The 17,965-nt window shown below is 66.0% G+C and carries 14 protein-coding genes; 8 read left to right on the forward strand and 6 right to left on the reverse strand.

Annotated features, from left to right (window positions below; genetic code table 11):
• Positions 1 to 491: 491 nt before the first annotated feature.
• The 3 genes from gcvT (at position 492) to AC5P78_RS00015 (ending at position 3,374) form a co-directional block, all read left to right on the forward strand.
• Positions 492 to 1,604 carry a glycine cleavage system aminomethyltransferase GcvT gene (gene gcvT, locus AC5P78_RS00005; protein WP_414498644.1) on the forward strand — a complete coding sequence of 371 codons (1,113 nt, stop codon included), beginning with the start codon at positions 492 to 494 and terminating at the stop codon, positions 1,602 to 1,604.
• Between the two features lie 93 nt (positions 1,605 to 1,697).
• Positions 1,698 to 2,093, forward strand: a complete 396-nt coding sequence (gcvH, locus tag AC5P78_RS00010; RefSeq protein WP_005410701.1) for a glycine cleavage system protein GcvH — start codon at positions 1,698 to 1,700, stop codon at positions 2,091 to 2,093.
• A gap of 612 nt (positions 2,094 to 2,705) precedes the next feature.
• Positions 2,706 to 3,374 carry a hypothetical protein gene (locus AC5P78_RS00015; RefSeq protein WP_012481035.1) on the forward strand — a complete coding sequence of 223 codons (669 nt, stop codon included), beginning with the start codon at positions 2,706 to 2,708 and terminating at the stop codon, positions 3,372 to 3,374.
• 118 nt (positions 3,375 to 3,492) lie between these two features.
• On the opposite strand, the gene AC5P78_RS00020 is transcribed toward AC5P78_RS00015, so the two are convergent.
• Complete coding sequence (locus AC5P78_RS00020) at positions 3,493 to 4,386, reverse strand: LysR substrate-binding domain-containing protein (RefSeq protein WP_227415905.1); 894 nt, start codon at positions 4,384 to 4,386, stop codon at positions 3,493 to 3,495.
• Between the two features lie 114 nt (positions 4,387 to 4,500).
• Here AC5P78_RS00020 and AC5P78_RS00025 point away from each other — a divergent pair, with 114 nt between their 5' ends.
• Positions 4,501 to 5,259 (forward strand): SDR family NAD(P)-dependent oxidoreductase, encoded by a 759-nt coding sequence (locus AC5P78_RS00025; protein WP_076739152.1) that lies wholly within the window; start codon positions 4,501 to 4,503, stop codon positions 5,257 to 5,259.
• Positions 5,260 to 5,358: 99 nt separating this feature from the next.
• On the opposite strand, the gene AC5P78_RS00030 is transcribed toward AC5P78_RS00025, so the two are convergent.
• Complete coding sequence (locus AC5P78_RS00030) at positions 5,359 to 6,759, reverse strand: serine hydrolase domain-containing protein (protein ID WP_005410697.1); 1,401 nt, start codon at positions 6,757 to 6,759, stop codon at positions 5,359 to 5,361.
• A 324-nt stretch (positions 6,760 to 7,083) separates the two neighbouring features.
• Here AC5P78_RS00030 and AC5P78_RS00035 point away from each other — a divergent pair, with 324 nt between their 5' ends.
• Positions 7,084 to 8,373 carry an NTP/NDP exchange transporter gene (locus tag AC5P78_RS00035; protein WP_181453183.1) on the forward strand — a complete coding sequence of 430 codons (1,290 nt, stop codon included), beginning with the start codon at positions 7,084 to 7,086 and terminating at the stop codon, positions 8,371 to 8,373.
• A gap of 42 nt (positions 8,374 to 8,415) precedes the next feature.
• Positions 8,416 to 8,766 carry a DUF1304 domain-containing protein gene (locus AC5P78_RS00040; RefSeq protein ID WP_099527759.1) on the forward strand — a complete coding sequence of 117 codons (351 nt, stop codon included), beginning with the start codon at positions 8,416 to 8,418 and terminating at the stop codon, positions 8,764 to 8,766.
• Between the two features lie 257 nt (positions 8,767 to 9,023).
• Here AC5P78_RS00040 and AC5P78_RS00045 read toward each other — a convergent pair whose 3' ends face one another.
• From AC5P78_RS00045 to AC5P78_RS00055, 3 genes are all read right to left on the reverse strand, one after another.
• Positions 9,024 to 9,491 carry a hotdog fold domain-containing protein gene (locus AC5P78_RS00045; RefSeq protein WP_414498538.1) on the reverse strand — a complete coding sequence of 156 codons (468 nt, stop codon included), beginning with the start codon at positions 9,489 to 9,491 and terminating at the stop codon, positions 9,024 to 9,026.
• Positions 9,492 to 9,567: 76 nt separating this feature from the next.
• Entirely contained in the window at positions 9,568 to 12,045 is a 2,478-nt protein-coding gene (locus AC5P78_RS00050; RefSeq protein WP_005410692.1) for an acyl-CoA dehydrogenase, read from the reverse strand.
• Positions 12,042 to 12,959, reverse strand: a complete 918-nt coding sequence (locus AC5P78_RS00055) for an alpha/beta fold hydrolase (protein ID WP_005410691.1) — start codon at positions 12,957 to 12,959, stop codon at positions 12,042 to 12,044. Before AC5P78_RS00055 ends, AC5P78_RS00050 begins: the two co-directional genes overlap by 4 nt.
• Before the next feature lie 141 nt (positions 12,960 to 13,100).
• Here AC5P78_RS00055 and AC5P78_RS00060 point away from each other — a divergent pair, with 141 nt between their 5' ends.
• Positions 13,101 to 13,700: a TetR/AcrR family transcriptional regulator gene (locus AC5P78_RS00060; RefSeq protein WP_005410690.1), complete on the forward strand. Its 600-nt coding sequence runs from the start codon at positions 13,101 to 13,103 to the stop codon at positions 13,698 to 13,700.
• A 230-nt stretch (positions 13,701 to 13,930) separates the two neighbouring features.
• The gene (locus AC5P78_RS00065) at positions 13,931 to 16,888 is read left to right on the forward strand and encodes a TonB-dependent receptor domain-containing protein (protein WP_099562606.1); all 2,958 of its coding nucleotides are present in this window, start codon (positions 13,931 to 13,933) and stop codon (positions 16,886 to 16,888) included.
• Positions 16,889 to 17,107: 219 nt separating this feature from the next.
• On the opposite strand, the gene AC5P78_RS00070 is transcribed toward AC5P78_RS00065, so the two are convergent.
• Complete coding sequence (locus AC5P78_RS00070; protein WP_024956328.1) at positions 17,108 to 17,920, reverse strand: XOO1806 family protein; 813 nt, start codon at positions 17,918 to 17,920, stop codon at positions 17,108 to 17,110.
• Positions 17,921 to 17,965: the final 45 nt, after the last annotated feature.

Genomic DNA, 17,965 nt, shown 5'->3' on the forward strand with positions numbered 1-17,965 from the left:
AGTGCTCGACTATGGACGGTCAAACGGGCATTTTTATGGTGGTTCATCCGGGCTCTTTGGGGTCTGGAGAGGTGTGGTAACCACCATTTTCCAAAGATGTCCCGGATGAACAACGTACAGAGAGATCACAGTTAGTCGACTGGCATGTGTTGGGTCGGGCGGGTTGGGTTCGCGGGACACGCCGTAAACCCCGCTCTGCGGTCCGGCCCAGCCGCTGGCGGCTGCGCGTTCGCGCGCTTGCGAAGCAGTGCTTCGCAAGCAAAGCGCCCCCAGGGATGGGTTCACGGCGTGTCCCGCTCGCCCCATACCGCTCCGGCCAAGCCGTCGACTTCACCGAGCCGATACGCTTTGGCTGTTGCCGTTGCCTGGCCTGTAAAAGGCGCCCGCCGGCCGCAGGCCGGCCAAACACCCCCGCTGCGCTGCGGCGCGACCTGCAGGCGACCGATCTGGGATAATGGGCATCCTTGTTTCCTCTGCTGCCGGACCCGGTCATGACCCAGAAGACGCTGCTCAACGATACCCACCGCGCCCTTGGCGCCAAGATGGTCGATTTCGGGGGTTGGGACATGCCCATCCACTACGGCTCGCAGCTGGACGAGCACCACCTGGTGCGTCGCGAGTCGGGTGTGTTCGACGTCAGCCACATGACCGTGGTCGACCTGCGCGGTGACCAGGTCAAGCCGTTCCTGCGCCGCCTGTTGGCCAACTCGGTCGACAAGCTGAAGGTCACCGGCAAGGCGCTGTACTCGTGCATGCTGAATCCGCGCGGCGGCGTCATCGACGACCTGATCGTCTACTACCTGGGCGACGATTTCTTCCGCATGGTGGTCAACGCCTCCACCCGCGAAAAGGACCTGGCCTGGCTGCGCGAGCAGGCCGCGCCGTTCGGCGTCAGCGTCGAGCAGCGCCCGGACCTGGCCATCCTGGCCGTGCAGGGCCCGCAGGCGCGCGCGATCGTGATCGGCCTGGCCCGCGAATCCGAGCGCGAGGCGCTGACCAAGCTGGGCCGCTTCGCCGCCCTGCAGGTGCAGTCCGACGACGGCGTCGAGCTGTTCGTCGCCCGCACCGGTTACACCGGCGAAGACGGCTTCGAAATCCTGCTGCCGCAGGACGCGGTGGTCGCGTTCTGGAACCGCCTGCTGGCGGCGGGCGTGAAGCCGGCCGGTCTCGGCGCACGCGACACGTTGCGCCTGGAAGCCGGCATGAACCTGTATGGCCAGGACATGGACGAAGAGATCAGCCCGTACGAAGCGGCGCTGGCCTGGACCGTGTCGCTGGACGAAGGCCGCGACTTCATCGGCCGCGACGTGCTGGAAGCGCAGAAGAACGCAGGCACCGCGCGCCAGATGATCGGCCTGGTGATGGACGAGAAGGGCGTGCTGCGCCATGGCCAGGCAGTGACCACGGCCAGCGGCCAGGGCGAGATCCTGTCCGGCACCTTCTCGCCGACCCTGGCCAAGGGCATCGCCTTTGCCCGCGTACCCGCCGGTGAACTCGGCGAGGTCACCGTCGACATCCGTGGCCGGCAGGTGCCGGTGCGCGTGGTCAAGTTCCCGTTCGTGCGCGAAGGCCAGGCCCAGCCCGGCGTGCTCGCCGACGCCTGATCCGGACATGCCGGTCGTCACTGACAGCAGTGGCGGCCGGTTGGTTACACTAGCCCCGTTTTTTCCACCCCTGCATATCTCTGGAGCAGTCCCATGAGCGAGATCCCCGGCGACCTCAAGTTCCTCAAGTCCCATGAGTGGGCCCGTGTCGAAGGCAATGGCCGCGTCACCGTCGGTATTTCCGACCATGCCCAGGGCCTGCTGGGTGACCTGGTCTACGTCGAACTGCCGGAAGTCGGCGCCGACGCCAAGGCCGGCGAACAGATCGCCGTCGTCGAGTCGGTGAAGGCCGCCTCGGACGTCTACAGCCCGATCAGCGGCAAGGTTGTCGAGGTCAACTCGGCCCTGTCCGACAAGCCGGAAACCATCAACGAAGATGCCTACGGCGAAGGTTGGATGTTCGTGGTCGAACTGACCAACGCTGAAGAGGTCAACGAGCTGCTGGACCCGGACGCGTACGCCGAAGCCCTGGAGAACGACGACCACTGAGTCGTCGTTTCCGGGTTCTGCAACGGCCACCTTCGGGTGGCCGTTTTTGTTTTGGCGAGTACGTCGGCTCATGACGCAGGGTTTGCTGCGCGCCCTCGACGCGGCATCAGCAGACCCGCGAACGGTACCGAGGGGCGTGCGCAGTTTTGCGCAAATCCGCGTTTCCGCCCCGCGCCGACGCGTCCGGATGTGAAAACTTTTCGCCCCCCGTTGCGGTGCCGTTGTGCTGGCGCTGGTGCCGGCGCCGGCCGGTGCCGGCGTTGCGTGCATGCAGCGGCCGCCAACATGCATGCATCTGCGCAGAGTGCCTATTTCAAGTGGTTTTTGTTCAACGCTTGCGTTGTTGTTGCTGCAGGCAACGCGCGTGCGTGGTGCATTGTTGGTCGTCGAGGGCGGAGCGTCGCGACCGTGCAGGCAACACCGCGGATGGCGCGGATGTGAAAATTTTTCGCGGGGGTTGTTGACAGTAAAAAAAACCGTGATTAGGTTTCGCCTCAGCAGACCTTGCCTGCCAAACCGAGTGCGCAGAATCAATCGTCCGATGCGAAGCAGCCCCTTCAAGACCACCGCGACCCAGATGACGGTGGACATGGCCCCGCTTCCCCCGGAGAAATGCAAGGCACCTCCCGTTCCGATGCCCGCTCCGCCGATCGAGGCGGGCATTGCCGCATCCGTAACGGCGCGCTTGACGCGCCGGCGGTCCCCGCACGCAGCATCCGCGGGTTTGATCCACCTGGGCGTTTCAACTCCCTATCACTGACGAGGAGCCATCCCATGGCAACCAAGAAAGCTGCGAAGAAAAAGCCCGCCGCCAAGAAGGCGGTGAAGAAGGTCGCGAAGAAGGCCGCTGCCAAGAAGGCAGTGAAGAAGGTCGCGAAGAAGGCGACCGCCAAGAAGGCAGTGAAGAAGGCTGCGAAGAAGGTCGCCAAGAAGGCCACTGCGAAGAAGGCAGTGAAGAAGGCGGCGAAGAAGGTAGCCAAGAAGTCTCCTGCCAAGAAGACCGCGAAGAAGGCCGTCAAGAAGGTAGCCAAGAAGGCCACCAAGAAGACTGCCAAGAAGGCAACGGCCCGCAAGCCGGCCAAGAAGGTCGCGAAGAAGGCGACTGCCAAGAAGGCCGTCAAGAAGACCGCCAAGAAGGCAGTGAAGAAGACCGCGAAGAAGGCCACCAAGAAGGCTGCCCCGAAGAAGGCAGCGAAGAAGGTTGCCAAGCGCAAGCCGGCCGCCCGCAAGAAGAAGGCCGCTCCGGTCGCTCTGCCGGCAACCCCGGCGCCGCTGATCTAAGTACTTCCCGATAGCCGCATCCTGAAACCCCTTCCCTGGCTGCCCAGCGGGGAGGGGGTTTTTTTATGGGCCATTGGTAGCGTCGAGCCATGCTCGACCGCCTTGCTGACGGTCGATGCTAGCGGTGCGGCGCCGGTGGAAAGCGCTCCACCAGGAAATCGATGAAGCTGCGCAGGCGGGTCGATGGGTAGCGGTCGTGGGCGTAGACCACGTGCATCGGCCGCCCCGCGTGGCCGTGTTCGGGAAACAGCTGCACCAACCGCCCAGCCTCGACATCCGCGGCCAGAAGCAGTGCCGATTGCAGCACGATGCCCAGCCCATGCAGCGCCGCTGTACGCAGCGCTTCGCCGTTGTTGATCTGCAGCCGACCTGTGGGCACATGGCCGAGCCCGCCAGCATCGGCCTGCGGCCACTGCGCCAGCGCGCTGGGTTCGAAGGACAGGCATTGGTGCCGGGCAAGCGCCAGCAGGTCGGAGGGCGTACCGTGCCGGGCGAGGTATCCGGGCGAGGCGCACATCATCAAGCGATACGGTGCCAATGCACGCGCCACCAGCACGCTGCTGTCGGCCAGCGTGCCGATGCGCAGGGCTGCTTCGAAACCCTCCTCTGCGAGGTCGACCACGCGGTCGGTCAGCACCGCGTCGACACGCACGTCGGGGTAGCGCGCCATGTAATCGGCCAACGCCGGTACCAGCGCATGCGTGCCGAAGATCACCGGCGCGCTGATGCGCAGCGTGCCTGCAGGTGCAAGGTGCTGGTACTGGGCCTGAGCATCGGTTTCCTCCACCAGCCGCAGGATCTCCCGGCAGCGGGCGTAGTAGTCCTCCCCGAACGGCGTCATGTGCTGGCGCCGGGTGGTACGACTGAGCAACTGCATGCCCAGCCGCGCCTCCAACGCACGCAGGTGCTTGCCGGCCATCGTCGGGGAGATGGCCAGTGCTGCCGCCGCAGCGCTGAGGCTGCCCTTGTCCACGATCAGCACGTAGACCTGCATGCTTTCCAGCAGGTTCATCTGACACTCCGGGTGTTGAATGCTGAAACTTTTGCGGAGTTTATCAATCACGGGTGATCAAACAGCATGCACTGCAGGGGCCGGATCCACCGGCCGTGCTGAAAGGAGAACACGATGGATTTGAATCTTGAGGGACGCACAGCGCTGGTCACCGGGGCGGGCAGTGGCATCGGTGCCGCTGTCGCCAGGCAACTGGCCGCGCAGGGCGTACGTGTTGCCATCTCGTCACGGCGGCAGGCACCGCTGCAGGCGCTGGCGGCAGGGATCGAAGCGGCGGGCGCACCCGCGCCGATCATCCTGCTGGGCGATGTCACTGACGCCGGGGACGTGCGACGCATTGCTGACGCGTCGCTGGCGGCGTTGCAGCGGGTGGACATCCTGGTCAACGCGGCTGGCGGTTCGCGGCCAACGACCGTCGATGCAGCCGACTCGATCTGGGAGGAGGCATTGGCGCTGAACTTCTCTGCCGCACGACGGCTGACCCAGGCACTGCTGCCGGCGATGCAGGCGCAGGGATGGGGGCGGGTGATCAACTTCAGCGGTTCGATGGAGCCCCGTTCGGTGAATGCCGCCACCGCGGCGAAAGCAGCGCTGCATCTGTGGAGCAAGGGGCTGTCGTCGGAGGTGGCCGGGCAGGGCATCACGGTGAATGCCATTGCGCCGGGTCGGATCAACAGCCCGCAGATCCTGGACCGCCTGCATCCCACCGAGGAAAGCCGACGCGCGTTCATCGCCAGTAACATCCCGATCGGGCGCTTCGGTGAGCCGGAAGAAGTGGCGCCGCTGGTGGCATTCCTCGCCTCGCCGCTGGCCGGTTACATCACCGGTGCGGTGATTCCGGTGGACGGCGGCATGCACTACTTCGCGCATTAGCCCTCCGTTTGTAGAGTCGAGCGCGGCTCGATTCCACAACAGCCAACAAAAAGGGCGGCCTGCAGGCCGCCCTTCATGCTCACGGTCGCGCCCGCCTGATCAGCGCGGCGACGCCACCGCGCGGTTGCTGGAAGCGCCCTTGCCCTTGCGCTTGTCCTGCTGCGCCGGGCTTGCACCTTCGGCCATCAGGTTGTCGCTGCCGAAGTCGGTGTCCACATCCAGCCAGCGCTGTGCCGGCAGGCCGAGCGCGGAATCGAGCACGGTCGGCAGCAGGCCGCTGGGCAGGCCGCTCTCGCCATTCCACATGATGGCGATGCCGAGATCGCGTTCCGGCACCAGCGCGACCAGGCCGCGGTAGCCCTGTACGGCACCGGCATGGAACACCACGTCGTGGCCGGCGTAGTCGAAGGTGCGCCAGCCCAGCGCGTAGCCGGCCGAGTGCAGGCGCTCGCGGCGCCAGCCCGAACGCATCTCGCCGGGGGTGTTGATCAGGCTCGAGTGCAGGGTGGCCAGCAGCGGTGCCGGCAGCACATCGGGGCGATGGCCGGTGTGCGCCAGCAGCCACTGCGCCATGTCGCTGGCGCTGGCGTTGACGCCAGCCGCCGGGGCAACACGGTAGTAGGTCGGCTTCGGTGTCAGCGACACCCAACCGTTGCGGCTGCGCACGTGCGGACGCGCCCAGCGCGAGCTGGCCTGGATGCCGGCCAGGCCGAGGCTGGCATCGTTCATGCCCAGCGGCTTGAAGATGCGGCGCTCGACCGACTGCTCGTAGAAGCTGCCGGAGGCGGCATAGACGACGTCGCCGATCAGGCTGAAGGCCACGTTCTGGTAGGCGTAGCAGTCGCCCGGCAGGCACTTCAGGCTGGTGTTGGCCAGCTTCTGGGTCAGCGCGTAGTACTCGGCGTTGCCTTCGATGTCGCGGTCGTAGGCGTTGTACGGCAGGCCGACGCGATGGCTGAGCACATCGGCCACGGTCAGGCGGTCGGTGGCTTCGGGCGAGTTGAGACGGAAGCCCGGCACATAGTCGGTGACCTTGCTGTCCCAGCGCAGCGTGCCGTCGTTGACCAGCAGGCCGGCCATGGTGCCGGCGAAGGCCTTGGACAGCGACGCCAGGCGGAACACGGTGTGCGCATCGACCGGCAGCGGATTGTTGACGTCAGTGACGCCATAGCCGCGCGCGCTGAGGATGCGGCCGCCCTGCACGATGGCCACGGCCATGCCCGGCACGCGCTCGCCATAGGTGAGCTGCTGCGCCATCGATTCGATATTGGCGACGTTGAAGCCTGCGGCGGGCGCCTGCACCTGCGGCACCAGCCCGGTACGGTAGGCCGCCGGCTGGGTGTGGGCAACGGCGGTGGCCGCAGCGGACTCGATGTTGGCCGGCATCGGCGGCAACGGCGGCGGGGTCTGCGCGGTGGTGGACAAGGCAACAGGCATCAACATGCCCAGCAAACCGGTGGCCGCCGAACGGATCGGACGACGCAGGCTGTTCTTTTTCATCGGTGGGACCCGTGCGCGACTGCTGATGGCGATTCTAGCGCCGCTTTTCCTCTGTGCACAAACAAAGCGAAGATGAATGCGCATCTCGTTGAAAAAGTTGGGATTTTGACGCCTCGAAAGCGTGTATCGGAACGTGTCATCCGGACCCGGTCATGACACCGCGTTGCGGCCTTCAAACGGCTACCTGCTGGCGATGTTGCAGTGCATTGGATAACGTACGCGCTTCACCGCCCCGGAGCCTGCCATGCCGCTGTCCAACCGCCGTCATCTGGCGAGGGACGCCGCGTGAGCGCGGTACGAGGGAAAGGCCCGCTGCAGGGGCTGATGGCGGCACTGCGCGAGTCCCCGGCGCTGTGGTGGTCGTTCCTGTACTTCTTCTGCCTCCTCAGCGGCTACTACGTGTTGCGTCCGGTGCGTGAAGCCATGGCCGCCTCGGCGGACCTGGAAACGGTGTTCCCGCCGATGCTGATCGCCTGGTTCGCCAGCCATGACATCGCGCTGAAGGACTTCGTCCTGCAGTTCCTGTTCTCCTGCGTGTTCGTGATCATGCTGGTGCTGCAGCCGGTGTACGGCTGGCTGGTCAGCCGCTTCCCGCGGCGGGTGTTCCTGCCGGCGGTGTATGGCTTCTTCATCGTCACCCTGCTTGGCTTCTACATGATGTTCGACAGTCACGTGCCAGGGCGGGGCATGGCCTTCTTCCTCTGGGTGATGGTCTTCAACCTGTTCGCGGTGGCGGTGTTCTGGAGCTTCATGGCCGACGTGTTCTCCAACGCGCAGGCGCGGGCGTATTACGGCTACATCGGCGCGGCCGGCACCGTCGGCGCGTTCCTTGGCCCGGTCATCACCAGCGCGCTGGCACAGCGTGTGGGCATCGCCAACCTGATGCTGGTGTCTGCGGGTTTCCTGATTGTCTGCTTGTTCTGCATCTGGCGGTTGCGGCACTGGGCGGTGCTGCGCGAACGCGAGCAGCAGCTGGTCTCGGGCGAGAAGCCGATGGGCGGCAGCGTGCTGGATGGCCTGAAGCTGATCGTGCGCGAGCCGCTGCTGCGCTGGCTGGCGGTGCTGGTGGTGTTTGGCGTGGGCGTGGGCACCCTGTTGTACAACCAGCAGGCCAGCATCGTGCGCGCGGCCTTCAACGACCCGGCTGCCAGCACCGCGTTCTTCTCGCGCATCGACCTGGCGGTGAACGCGCTGACGCTTCTGTTGCAGTTGAGTCTGACCCGCTGGCTGTTGTCGCGCCACGGCATAGCCCCGGCCCTGCTGATTCCCGCATTCGCCATCCTGATCGGATTCTCGGTGCTGGCCGCATCGCCGCTGCCGATGATGGTGGCGGTGGTGCAGGTGCTGACCCGGGCCAGTGAGTTCTCGCTCTTCAAGCCGGCACGCGAAACCATCTACACCCGCGTGGACCGCCAATGGCGCTACAAGGCCGGTGCGGCCATCGACACCGTGGTCTACCGTGGTGCCGACCTGAGCTTCACCTGGGTGCACAAGGGCCTGTCATTGTTCGGCTCGCACGTGGTGTTCATCGGCGGCATGCTGGTGGCCGCGTGCATGACCGCAGCCGCGTTCGGTGTACTGCGCGAAGAAAAGAAACTGCCGCGCGACCGCTGATTTTCCGGGGCCCGATCCCCATCCCTGTCCAAGGAACTGCCCATGTACTGGATCGCACTCACCCTGACGTTGCTCGTCGCCCTGCTGCACGTCTATTTCCTGATGCTGGAGATGTTCCTGTGGACCAGCCCGCTGGGCCTGAAGACCTTCCGCAACACGCCGGAGAAGGCGGAGACCACGCGGGTGCTGGCGGCCAACCAGGGCCTGTACAACGGCTTCCTGGCAGCAGGCATCGTGGTGGGGCTGGTGATCGGGCAGCCGGTGCTGGTGACGTTCTCGCTGGCCTGCGTGGTGGTGGCAGGGTGCTATGGCGCCTACAGCGTGAGCCGGCGCATTTTCATGATCCAGGCGGTGCCGGCGATCGTGGCGCTGGTTCTTCGCGCGGTGGCGTAGTTCCCAGCCAACGGCGCAGCCCCTCGTGGGTTGGTCGCGGAATGCGGGTCGTGGATCTGGCCGGGCGGATGGGCTGGGCAGGGGACGCCGTAAACCCGTCCCTGGGGGCTTGGCCGCGGCATGGATGCCGCGGCCAAGCCCCCAGGGACGGGTTCACGGCGTCCCCCTCGAATCCATCGCCCTCGGCCCCCACCGGAAACCCGCGCTTTCCGCGACCAACTGCCCGCCCACGAGGGGCTGCGCCGTTCGCGGGAACACTACTTCGCCGGCGACATCCACATGTCGATGACCGCGCTGAACACCTCCATCCCCGCGCGGTCGCGCACACTCACCGACACCGGCAGTGCATAGCCCTCGGCAGCGGCCACGATCGGCTGGGCCGGCAATGCCACCGCCTGCAGCATGCCCCGTGCCTTGGCCAGGTACTGCACCTGCATCCCCTTCGGAATCCAGCGCATGCCCTTCGGCAGCGAGGCGTCGACCATCAGCCCGGCGGTCAGTTCGGCCAGGTTGCACATCGCGATCGCGTGCACCGTGCCGATGTGGTTGCGCACCCTGCGGCGGTCGGCCAGCGTGCCTTCGCAGCGGCCGTGTTCCAGGCGGGTGATGCGCGGCGCGATGCTGGCGAAGTACGGCGCCTTGAAACACACCGCGCGTGAGAACAGCCAGGTGCCGGCGGGCCAGCGCTGCAGGCGGTTGTAGAGCGAGAGCAGGGGCGTGGACATGGTCGGTGTTCCGGTCGTCGGATAGAGCGACGGCGGGCCGAGGCCCGCCGTCGAAGGCAACGCGTATCGCGGGCGATCAGGCGGCCTGCGAATGCGGATCCTTGTGCTGGCGGTCGTAGTAGCTGGCCGCGCGCAGTTCGTGGGTGTCGAAGTCGTCCACGGTGATCGTATCCAGGGTCAGCGTGCGCAGCTCTTCCAGCAGGCTGCGCTCGTCCTGGGTGATCACGCCCTCGGCCACGGCTTCGTCCAGCTGGCTCTTGAAGTCCAGCGCCTCGATGCCCTTGCTCTTCAGCGCCTTCAGGAACTTGCGCTCCACCGGCTCGGCCATGATCGCCTTGCTCAGGTAGCTGTTGATGCGGCCACCCGGGTTGTTCTCGCACGGGGTCAGGAACACGCCACTGGCCAGGCGGTCGCGGGCTTCGTTCGGCGCCATCAGCAGGGCGGCGACGCGGCGGCTCAGGCGGTCGCCCGGGGCCTCGGCACGACGGCCCAGCGGGAAGATCAGCGCCCACATCAGCCAGCCGATCGGACGGATCGGGAAGTTGCGCAGGGCCGCCGACAGCGATTCCTCGATCTTGTGCACGCTGTCATGGAAGGCCCAGGCCAGCAGCGGCTGGTCGGCCTGCGGTGCGCCCTCGTCGTGGTAGCGCTTGAGCATGGCGCTGGTCATGTAGACGTGGCTCAGCACGTCGCCCAGGCGGCCGGACAGCGATTCCTTGAACTTCAGCTTGCCGCCGAGGGTCATCATCGAGATGTCGGCCATCAGCGCCAGGTTGGCCGAGTAACGGTCCAGCTTGCGGAAGTAGCGGCGGGTGTAGGCGTCACCCGGGGCGGCACCGAAGCGTGCCCCGGTCAGGCCGAACCAGAACGAGCGCACGGCATTGGAGATGCCGAAGCGGATGTGGCCGAACAGGCTGCGGTCGAAGTCCTGCAGGCCGGCACGGGTATCCGGATCCTGCGCGGCCTTCATTTCCTTCAGTACCCACGGGTGGCAGAGGATCGCACCCTGGCCGAAGATCAGCAGGCTGCGGGTCATGATGTTGGCGCCTTCCACGGTGATCGCGATTGGCGCGGCCTGCCAGCTGCGGCCGGCGAAGTTGCGCGGCCCCAGGATGATGCCCTTGCCGCCGATCACGTCCATCATGTCCGAGATCACTTCGCGGCTCATGGTGGTGCAGTGGTACTTGGCGATCGCCGACGGTACCGACGGCACGTCACCACGGTCGACTGCAGCAGCGGTGGCCTGCGACAGCGCGCTGATCTTGTACGCCTTGCCGCCGATGCGGGCCAGCGCTTCTTCCACGCCTTCGAAGCGGCCGACCGACAGACCGAACTGCTTGCGGATGCGTGCATAGGCGCCGGTCACGGCGGCACCGGCCTTGGCACCGCCGCTGGCGGTGGACGGCAGGGTGATCGAACGGCCCACGGCCAGGCACTCGTTGAGCATGTTCCAGCCCTTGCCGGCCATGGCCGCGCCACCGATCAGCTGGGTCAGCGGAATGAACACGTCCTTGCCGCGGATCGGGCCGTTCTGGAACGTCGAGTTCAGCGGGAAGTGGCGACGGCCGATTTCAACGCCGGCGGTGTCGCGCGGCAGCAGGCCCAGGGTGATGCCGATGTCGCGGGTGTCGCCGATCAGGCCATCCGGGTCGTACATGCGGAAGGCCAGGCCGATCAGCGAAGCGACCGGGGCCAGGGTGATGTAACGCTTGTCGAAGGTCAGCTTGACGCCGAGCACCTGCTCGCCGTTCCACTCGCCCCTGCAGACGATGCCGTAGTCCGGAATCGAGGTGGCGTCGGAGCCGGCGAACGGACCGGTCAGGCCGAAGCAGGGCACTTCGCGGCCATCGGCCAGGCGTGGCAGGTACTGGTCCTTCTGTTCCTGGGTGCCGTAATGCACCAGCAGTTCACCCGGGCCCAGCGAGTTGGGCACACCGACGGTGGAGCTGACCACCGAGGACACCGAGGCCAGCTTCTGGATCACCTTGTGGTGGGCCAGCGCAGAGAAGCCCAGGCCGCCATATTCCTTCGGGATGATCATGCCGAAGAACTTGTTCTTCTTGATGAAGGCCCACAGCTCCGGCGGCAGGTCAGCGTGGACGTGGGTGATTTCCCAGTCGTTGACCATCGTGCACAGCTCTTCGACCGGGCCATCGAGGAAGGCCTGTTCCTCGGCGGTCAGCTGCGGCTTGGGGTAATTGAGCAGGATGTTCCAGTCCGGATCACCGGTGAACAGTTCGCCCTCGAAGCCAACCGAGCCGGTTTCCAGCGCGATGCGCTCGGTCTGCGACAGCGGCGGCAGCACCTTGCGGAACACCTTCATCATCGGGCCGGTCAGCAGCGGCTTGCGGATGAACGGCAGCAGCAGCGGCACGGCGATGACGGCCAATACGGCGGCAGCCACGATCGTGGCGGTCTGGTTGACGTAGGGAATGAACCAGCAGGCGACCAGCAGGGCCACGCTGATCAGCGTCCAGGTAACCAGCCGCATGCGGTGGTAGGCGACGAACGCGCCTGCCAGCAGCAGGGCGAGGAAGGGAAGAACGATGCTCATGAGCGTGCTCCGGTGACGTGCTCGTTTGTGGCGGACGAAGCTGCAGCATCCGCTGCGGGCAACACGTCCAGATAGTCCAACACAGTAGCGGTAAAGGCGTCGTTGTCATCGCCGGCGACCATGTGCGTGGCCTGCGGCAGCTGTACATGACGCGCGTGCGGCGCCAACGCCAGGAATTCGGCCACGGTCTGTGGCGTGACCAGGTCGCTTCGGCCGCCGCTGACCAGCAGCAGCGGGCACTTCACCTGGCGTGCGGCCTCGGCCAGCGCATCCTGGTGCTGCTCGCTGTCGCGGGCCAGTTCGGCCACCAGGCGCGGGTCCCAGTGCCAACGCCAGCGGCCGTGGCCGTCCTCGCGCAGCAGTGCGCGCAGCGACTGCTCGGATTTGCGCGGACGGTGCGGCATGTAGGCCGAGATCACGTCGGCGGCCTGGGTGAGCGAGGCAAAGCCGTCGGGATGGGCGGTCATGAAGGCCAGGATGCGTTCAACACCGGCGGTATCCCAACGCGGGGTGATGTCCACCAGCACCATCGCCGAGAACAGGCCCGGCCAGCGCGATTCGGCCAGCAGGCCGAACAGGCCGCCCATCGAGGCTGCGACCAGCACCGGCGGGCGTGGCTGTTCCCCGGCCAGCACGATCAGGTCATCAGCGAACTGCTCGCCGTGATAGGGCAGTTCGGCAGAATTCCAGTCCGAATCGCCGTGGCCACGGGCGTCGTAGGCCAGCGTCTGCAGCCCCGCCGCAGACAGGGCCCGCGCGGTGGCGTTCCATGCGTGCCGGGTCTGGCCGAAGCCATGCGCGAACAACACGCGGCCACGGCGGCCGTGGTCGCTGGCGGTTGCGGCCAGGCGTGCGCCATGGGCGGCCTCCAGGCGAAGATCATGGAACGCAGCGGGAGTAGGGGACGTAACCATACTTGCTAGTATGGATCGCTTGTGAGGGAAGTCAATACTGCACGGTATGGTGCGCTGCGGCAGGTGCCCAGGCGGGCGTCGAGACGGTTTCGGCCGCAACCGCGTACTGCAACGAACCCCGGCGTATGGTTAAATCAGCCCATGAATCAACCTGACGCTTCCGCCGGCGAACCGCGCGCCGGCCGCAACAGCCGCCTGAGTGCCGAAGACTGGGCCCAGGCCGCTCTCGATCTGATTGCTGAACAAGGTGTGGGGGCCGTCGCGGTGGAACCGTTGGCGCGGCGCCTGGGTGTGACCAAGGGCAGTTTCTACTGGCACTTCCCCTCGCGTGATGCACTGCTGCAGGCGGCGCTGGAACGCTGGGAACTGTTCGAACAGGAACAGGTGTTCGGCAGCCTGGAGGACGTGCCGGATCCGCGCGTGCGCCTGCGCCAGCTGTTCCAGATGGTGGCGCACGAAGTGCAGCCGCACATCATCTACAGCGAACTGCTGAAGGCGCTGGACCACCCGATGGTGCGCCCGGTGATCGACCGCGTTTCGCAGCGCCGGCTCGACTACCTGGTTGCTTCGTTCCGCCAGGCCGGGCTCAGCTCCACCGATGCACGGCATCGCGCGCGCCTGGCCTATGCCGCCTACGTCGGCTTCCTGCAGCTGTCGCTGCAGCTGCAGCAACCCAAGCAGGCCCGCGAGGATTTCGAGGCCTATGTCGAGCATCTGATCGAGACGCTCATTCCCAGCTGAATGGGAGAATGGCGCCCTGCAAGTGCCGAATGCGCCTTGCAGGCGACCTCAATGCGCCAACGTATGTCGTGGTGAGGCTGGTTTCACGCGATTTGGGCATTTTCTTAACGACTCTTTAATTCCAGATCAAGTGTGGCTACTATCGGGTCACCAGCCGTTTTTTGTGCCTCCCTTTTGGGGCACGTCGGTTGGACTCAGCACACAACCCAAGATCCATGGAGAGAGAGCCCATGAAGTTGAACAGCAACAAGCTGCGCGATGCAGTGTGCGTTGCGCTGGCCGCCAGCGCCGCATCCGTTGCCGGTACCGGGGTGGCGTCTGCCCAGACCGCCACCAACCTGGACCGCATCGAAGTCACCGGTTCGCGCATCCGTACCGTCGACGTCGAAACCGCCCAGCCGGTCCTGACCCTCAACCGCGCTGACATCGAGAAGCAGGGCTTCTCGTCGGTCGCTGACATCCTGCAGAACATCAGCGCCGTGGGTACGCCGCCGATCAGCCGTGCCCAGCCCCTGTCCTCGGGCGAAGCCGTCGGCGGCACCTACATCAGCCTGCGTGACCTGGGCGCCACCCGCACCCTGGTGCTGCTCAACGGCAAGCGCCTGGGCATCACCACCGGTGGCCTGCAGGACATCTCGACCGTGCCGGTCTCGGCCATCGAGCGCATCGAAGTGCTGAAGGACGGCGCTTCGTCGATCTACGGTTCCGATGCCATCGCCGGCGTCATCAACATCATCACCCGTACCAACTTCGAAGGCGCCACCGGCAGCGTCTACTACGGCCAGTACAGTGAAGGCGACGGTGCCACCCGCACCATGGACTTCACCATGGGCGTGAAGGGTGAGCGCGGTTCGCTGACCATCGGTGCCGAGTACGCCAAGGAAGACAAGGTGCGGGCGGCCGATCGTCCGTACGGTGCGTTCCCGCGCAGCTCCAACCACCCGGATTTCGGTTGGACCACCGTGGGTGAGTTCGGCGGTTTCGTCAGCCGTCCGGCCGATGGCCTGCCGGGCGTCACCTATCCGGCCGCCAGCCCATCCAACCCGAACCGCGAAGTGCGCGTGATCCTGCGTGAGGGTGGCAACGCGAACAACAAGGCCGACTACGTCGCGCAGAACGTCAACAGCTTCTCCACCAAGGACAAGACCAACACGAACCTGCAGACCGACCTGCGTACCCCGCAGGAACGCCGTGCAGTGTTCGTCGATGGCATCTACGACCTGACCGACAACGTGCGCCTGCGCACCAACATGCTGTACAGCTTCCGCGATTCGAACCGCCAGATCGCCGGCTACCCGTACGGCGCACTGGCCTTCGGTTCGCCGATTTCGGCCAGCAGTGCGTTCAATCCGCTGGGTGCTGACATCGCCAACTGGTGGCGTCGTACTTCGGAAGTGCCGCGCAACACCCGCGCCGAGCTGACCACCTTCCGCTTCAGCGGCGGCCTGGAAGGCAGCTTCGAGTTCTCCGACCGCCTGTTCGACTGGGATGTCGGCTACCTGTACAACAACAACAAGCTGGTCCAGACCAGCACCGGCGACCTCAACCTGACCGCGCTGCGTGCGGCGGTGGGTCCGTCCTTCATCAACAGCAGCGGCGTGGCGCAGTGCGGTACCGTGGCCAACCCGATCGGGCTGAACCAGTGCGTGCCGTACAACCCGTTCCTGCATGCCGGCATCCAGAGCAACGGTGCCAACGGCGCATTGACCGGCAACACCGCCCTGCAGAACCTGCTGTTCCCGTCCGCGCACTCCACCGCCGAGACCACCACCAAGGTCATCACCGCCAACCTGGCCGGCAGCCTGTTCACCCTGCCTGCCGGCGACCTGGGCTTCGCCGTGGGTGTCGAGCACCGCAAGGAAACCGGCAGCTTCAGCCCGGACGCGCTGGTGCAGTCGGGCAACACCTCCGGCCTGGCCAACTTCCCCACCGGTGGTGGCTACAAGGTTGACGAAGTCTATGCCGAGTTCAACGTGCCGATCCTGGCCGACCTGCCGGGCGCCCGCGAGCTGAGCCTCAACGCGGCCACCCGCCATTCGGACTACGACACCTTCGGCACCACGCTGAACAGCAAGTTCGGCTTCAAGTGGAAGCCGATCGACTCGCTGCTCATCCGCGGTACCTGGGCGGAAGGCTTCCGTGCCCCGACCATCGCCGACCTGTACAGCGGCGGTTCGCAGTCGTTCGACTTCTTCACCGATCCGTGCGATTCGGTCTACGGTGCGGCGCGCACCAATCCTGCGGTGCGTGCCCGTTGCGCCGCCGCACTGCCGGCCGGCGTAAATGCAGCCAACTTCCGCCAGCAGCAGCAGGGCTTCACCCCGACCACCGCTGCATCGTCGCAGACCCCGCTGGCCTTCGTCTCCGGCTCCAACGACCAGCTGACCCCGGAAACCTCGACGTCCAAGACCCTGGGCTTCGTCTGGAGCCCGGGTTTCATCCAGAACTTCAACATGTCGCTGGACTGGTGGGAAATCCGCGTCGAGAACACCATCATCTCGGACACGGCCAACCTGATCCTCAACGACTGCTACATCAACGACATCGCGGCACGCTGCTCGGCGTTCACGCGTGACCCGGTGACCGGCATCGTCAACAACCTCAAGCGCACCGGCATCAACGCCGGTTACCGCGAGGTGGAAGGCTTCGACCTGGATGTCAGCTACCGCCTGCCGACCGATCGTTTCGGCAACTTCAGCGCGCAGTGGACCAGCACCTACACCTCGCGTGATGACCTGGTCACCACCAAGAACCCGGTCACCCACCCGAATCCCCGCACCGGCGTGGGCTGGGCGGGCGGCGCCTTCCGCGTGCGTTCGAACCTGAACCTGGGTTGGGAAATGGGTGACTTCGGCGCCAGCTGGACCGTCCGTTACTTCTCCGGCATGAAGGAATCGTGCCTGAGCGCCGTGACGTTCCCGGAAGAGTGCAACCTGCCGAACTACGCTTCGCCGAACAACCAGGGCGTGGCGGTGGGCAGCGCGACCAACCAGCGTGGCGCGACCGTGTTCAACGACGTCCAGCTGCGCTGGAACGCACCGTGGAATGCGACCGTGGCCGTGGGTGCCAACAACGTGTTCGGCCGCGTGGGCCCGACCATGTACAGCCAGCCGAGCGCGAACGTCTCCTACTACGGTGGCTTCGACATCGGTCGCTTCCTGTACATGAAGTACACCCAGCGCTTCTGATCGCGGCGTAATATCTACGTGTGACATGGCCACGCCCCGAAAGGGGCGTGGCTTTTTTCATGGGGCAGCCAGGCTTGATGGCGCAGGCCTTTGCGCAGCCGTGCTGGACCAGGCCGCGCACAGGCGCTTGCGCATCGCCGCGTGGTGGCGGCGAGGTGTCATTACGGGGATGGGCGAAGGGAGCGCGCGCGGAAGCGTCGCGGTGAGGCGGCAGGGAGCTTACAGGTCCTGCTCGTAGCGCACGTACGGCACGGTGCCGTCGTCGTTGCTTTCGTTGCGTGGCGAGAACGGATTCTTGCCGCGGCTGATCACGTTCTCGGCGCCCACGGTGAGCTGGCCGGACCATGGCGTGCGCCAGGTCAGGCCGATACCCAGGCCTTCCCACTTGCCGGGCTTGCCGGGCACGTCGATGACGCGGCCGATGATGCTGCCGGTGAAATTGCCGTAGCCGGCGCCGATGCTCAGGCTCTTGCTGTCCCAGCGGTCGGCAATGGCCGGCGAGGCGTCGGCCAGCGGCACCAGGCGGGCCTTGGCGTAGGTGCCGGCGATGGACACGAAGCCTTCGCGGCCGATGTTCTTCTGCGCGAACACGGTCAGGTCATTCTGCTCGGCGCGCAGCGAAGGGGTCTTGTTCGGGCCTGCCAGCCATGCCGGCAGGGTTTCACGGCCGGTGCCGGCGGTGATGCCGAGGCGGCTGCTGCCACGGTTCAATGCGGCGGTGCCGGTGAAACGCCGGCTGTTGAGGTCGTCCTCGTCGCCGAGGCTGGCCAGCATGCAGTGGCTGGCCAGGCCGCTCATGCTGGTCCCGCTGCTGCTGCAGAGCAGGCCCAGCGAATCGCCGGAGGACAGGCCAAAGGCCGCATCCAGCGAGTTGCGGCCGAAATGCCAGCGCGCCCCGGCCGCCTGCTCACCGGTCGGCTCCAGGTACAGCAGGGCCTCGACCTTGCCGCTGCCCTTGTTCCATACCGGCAGCACGGTGCGGGTGTCCTTGCTCTGCGCATGCACGCCCGTGATCGCGCCAAGGGCGATCATCATGGCCAGCGGTAGACGCAGGAAGGTACGCATCGGACCAGTTCA

The sequence above is a fragment of the Stenotrophomonas sp. YJH_SMC_133 genome, from assembly GCF_059370655.1.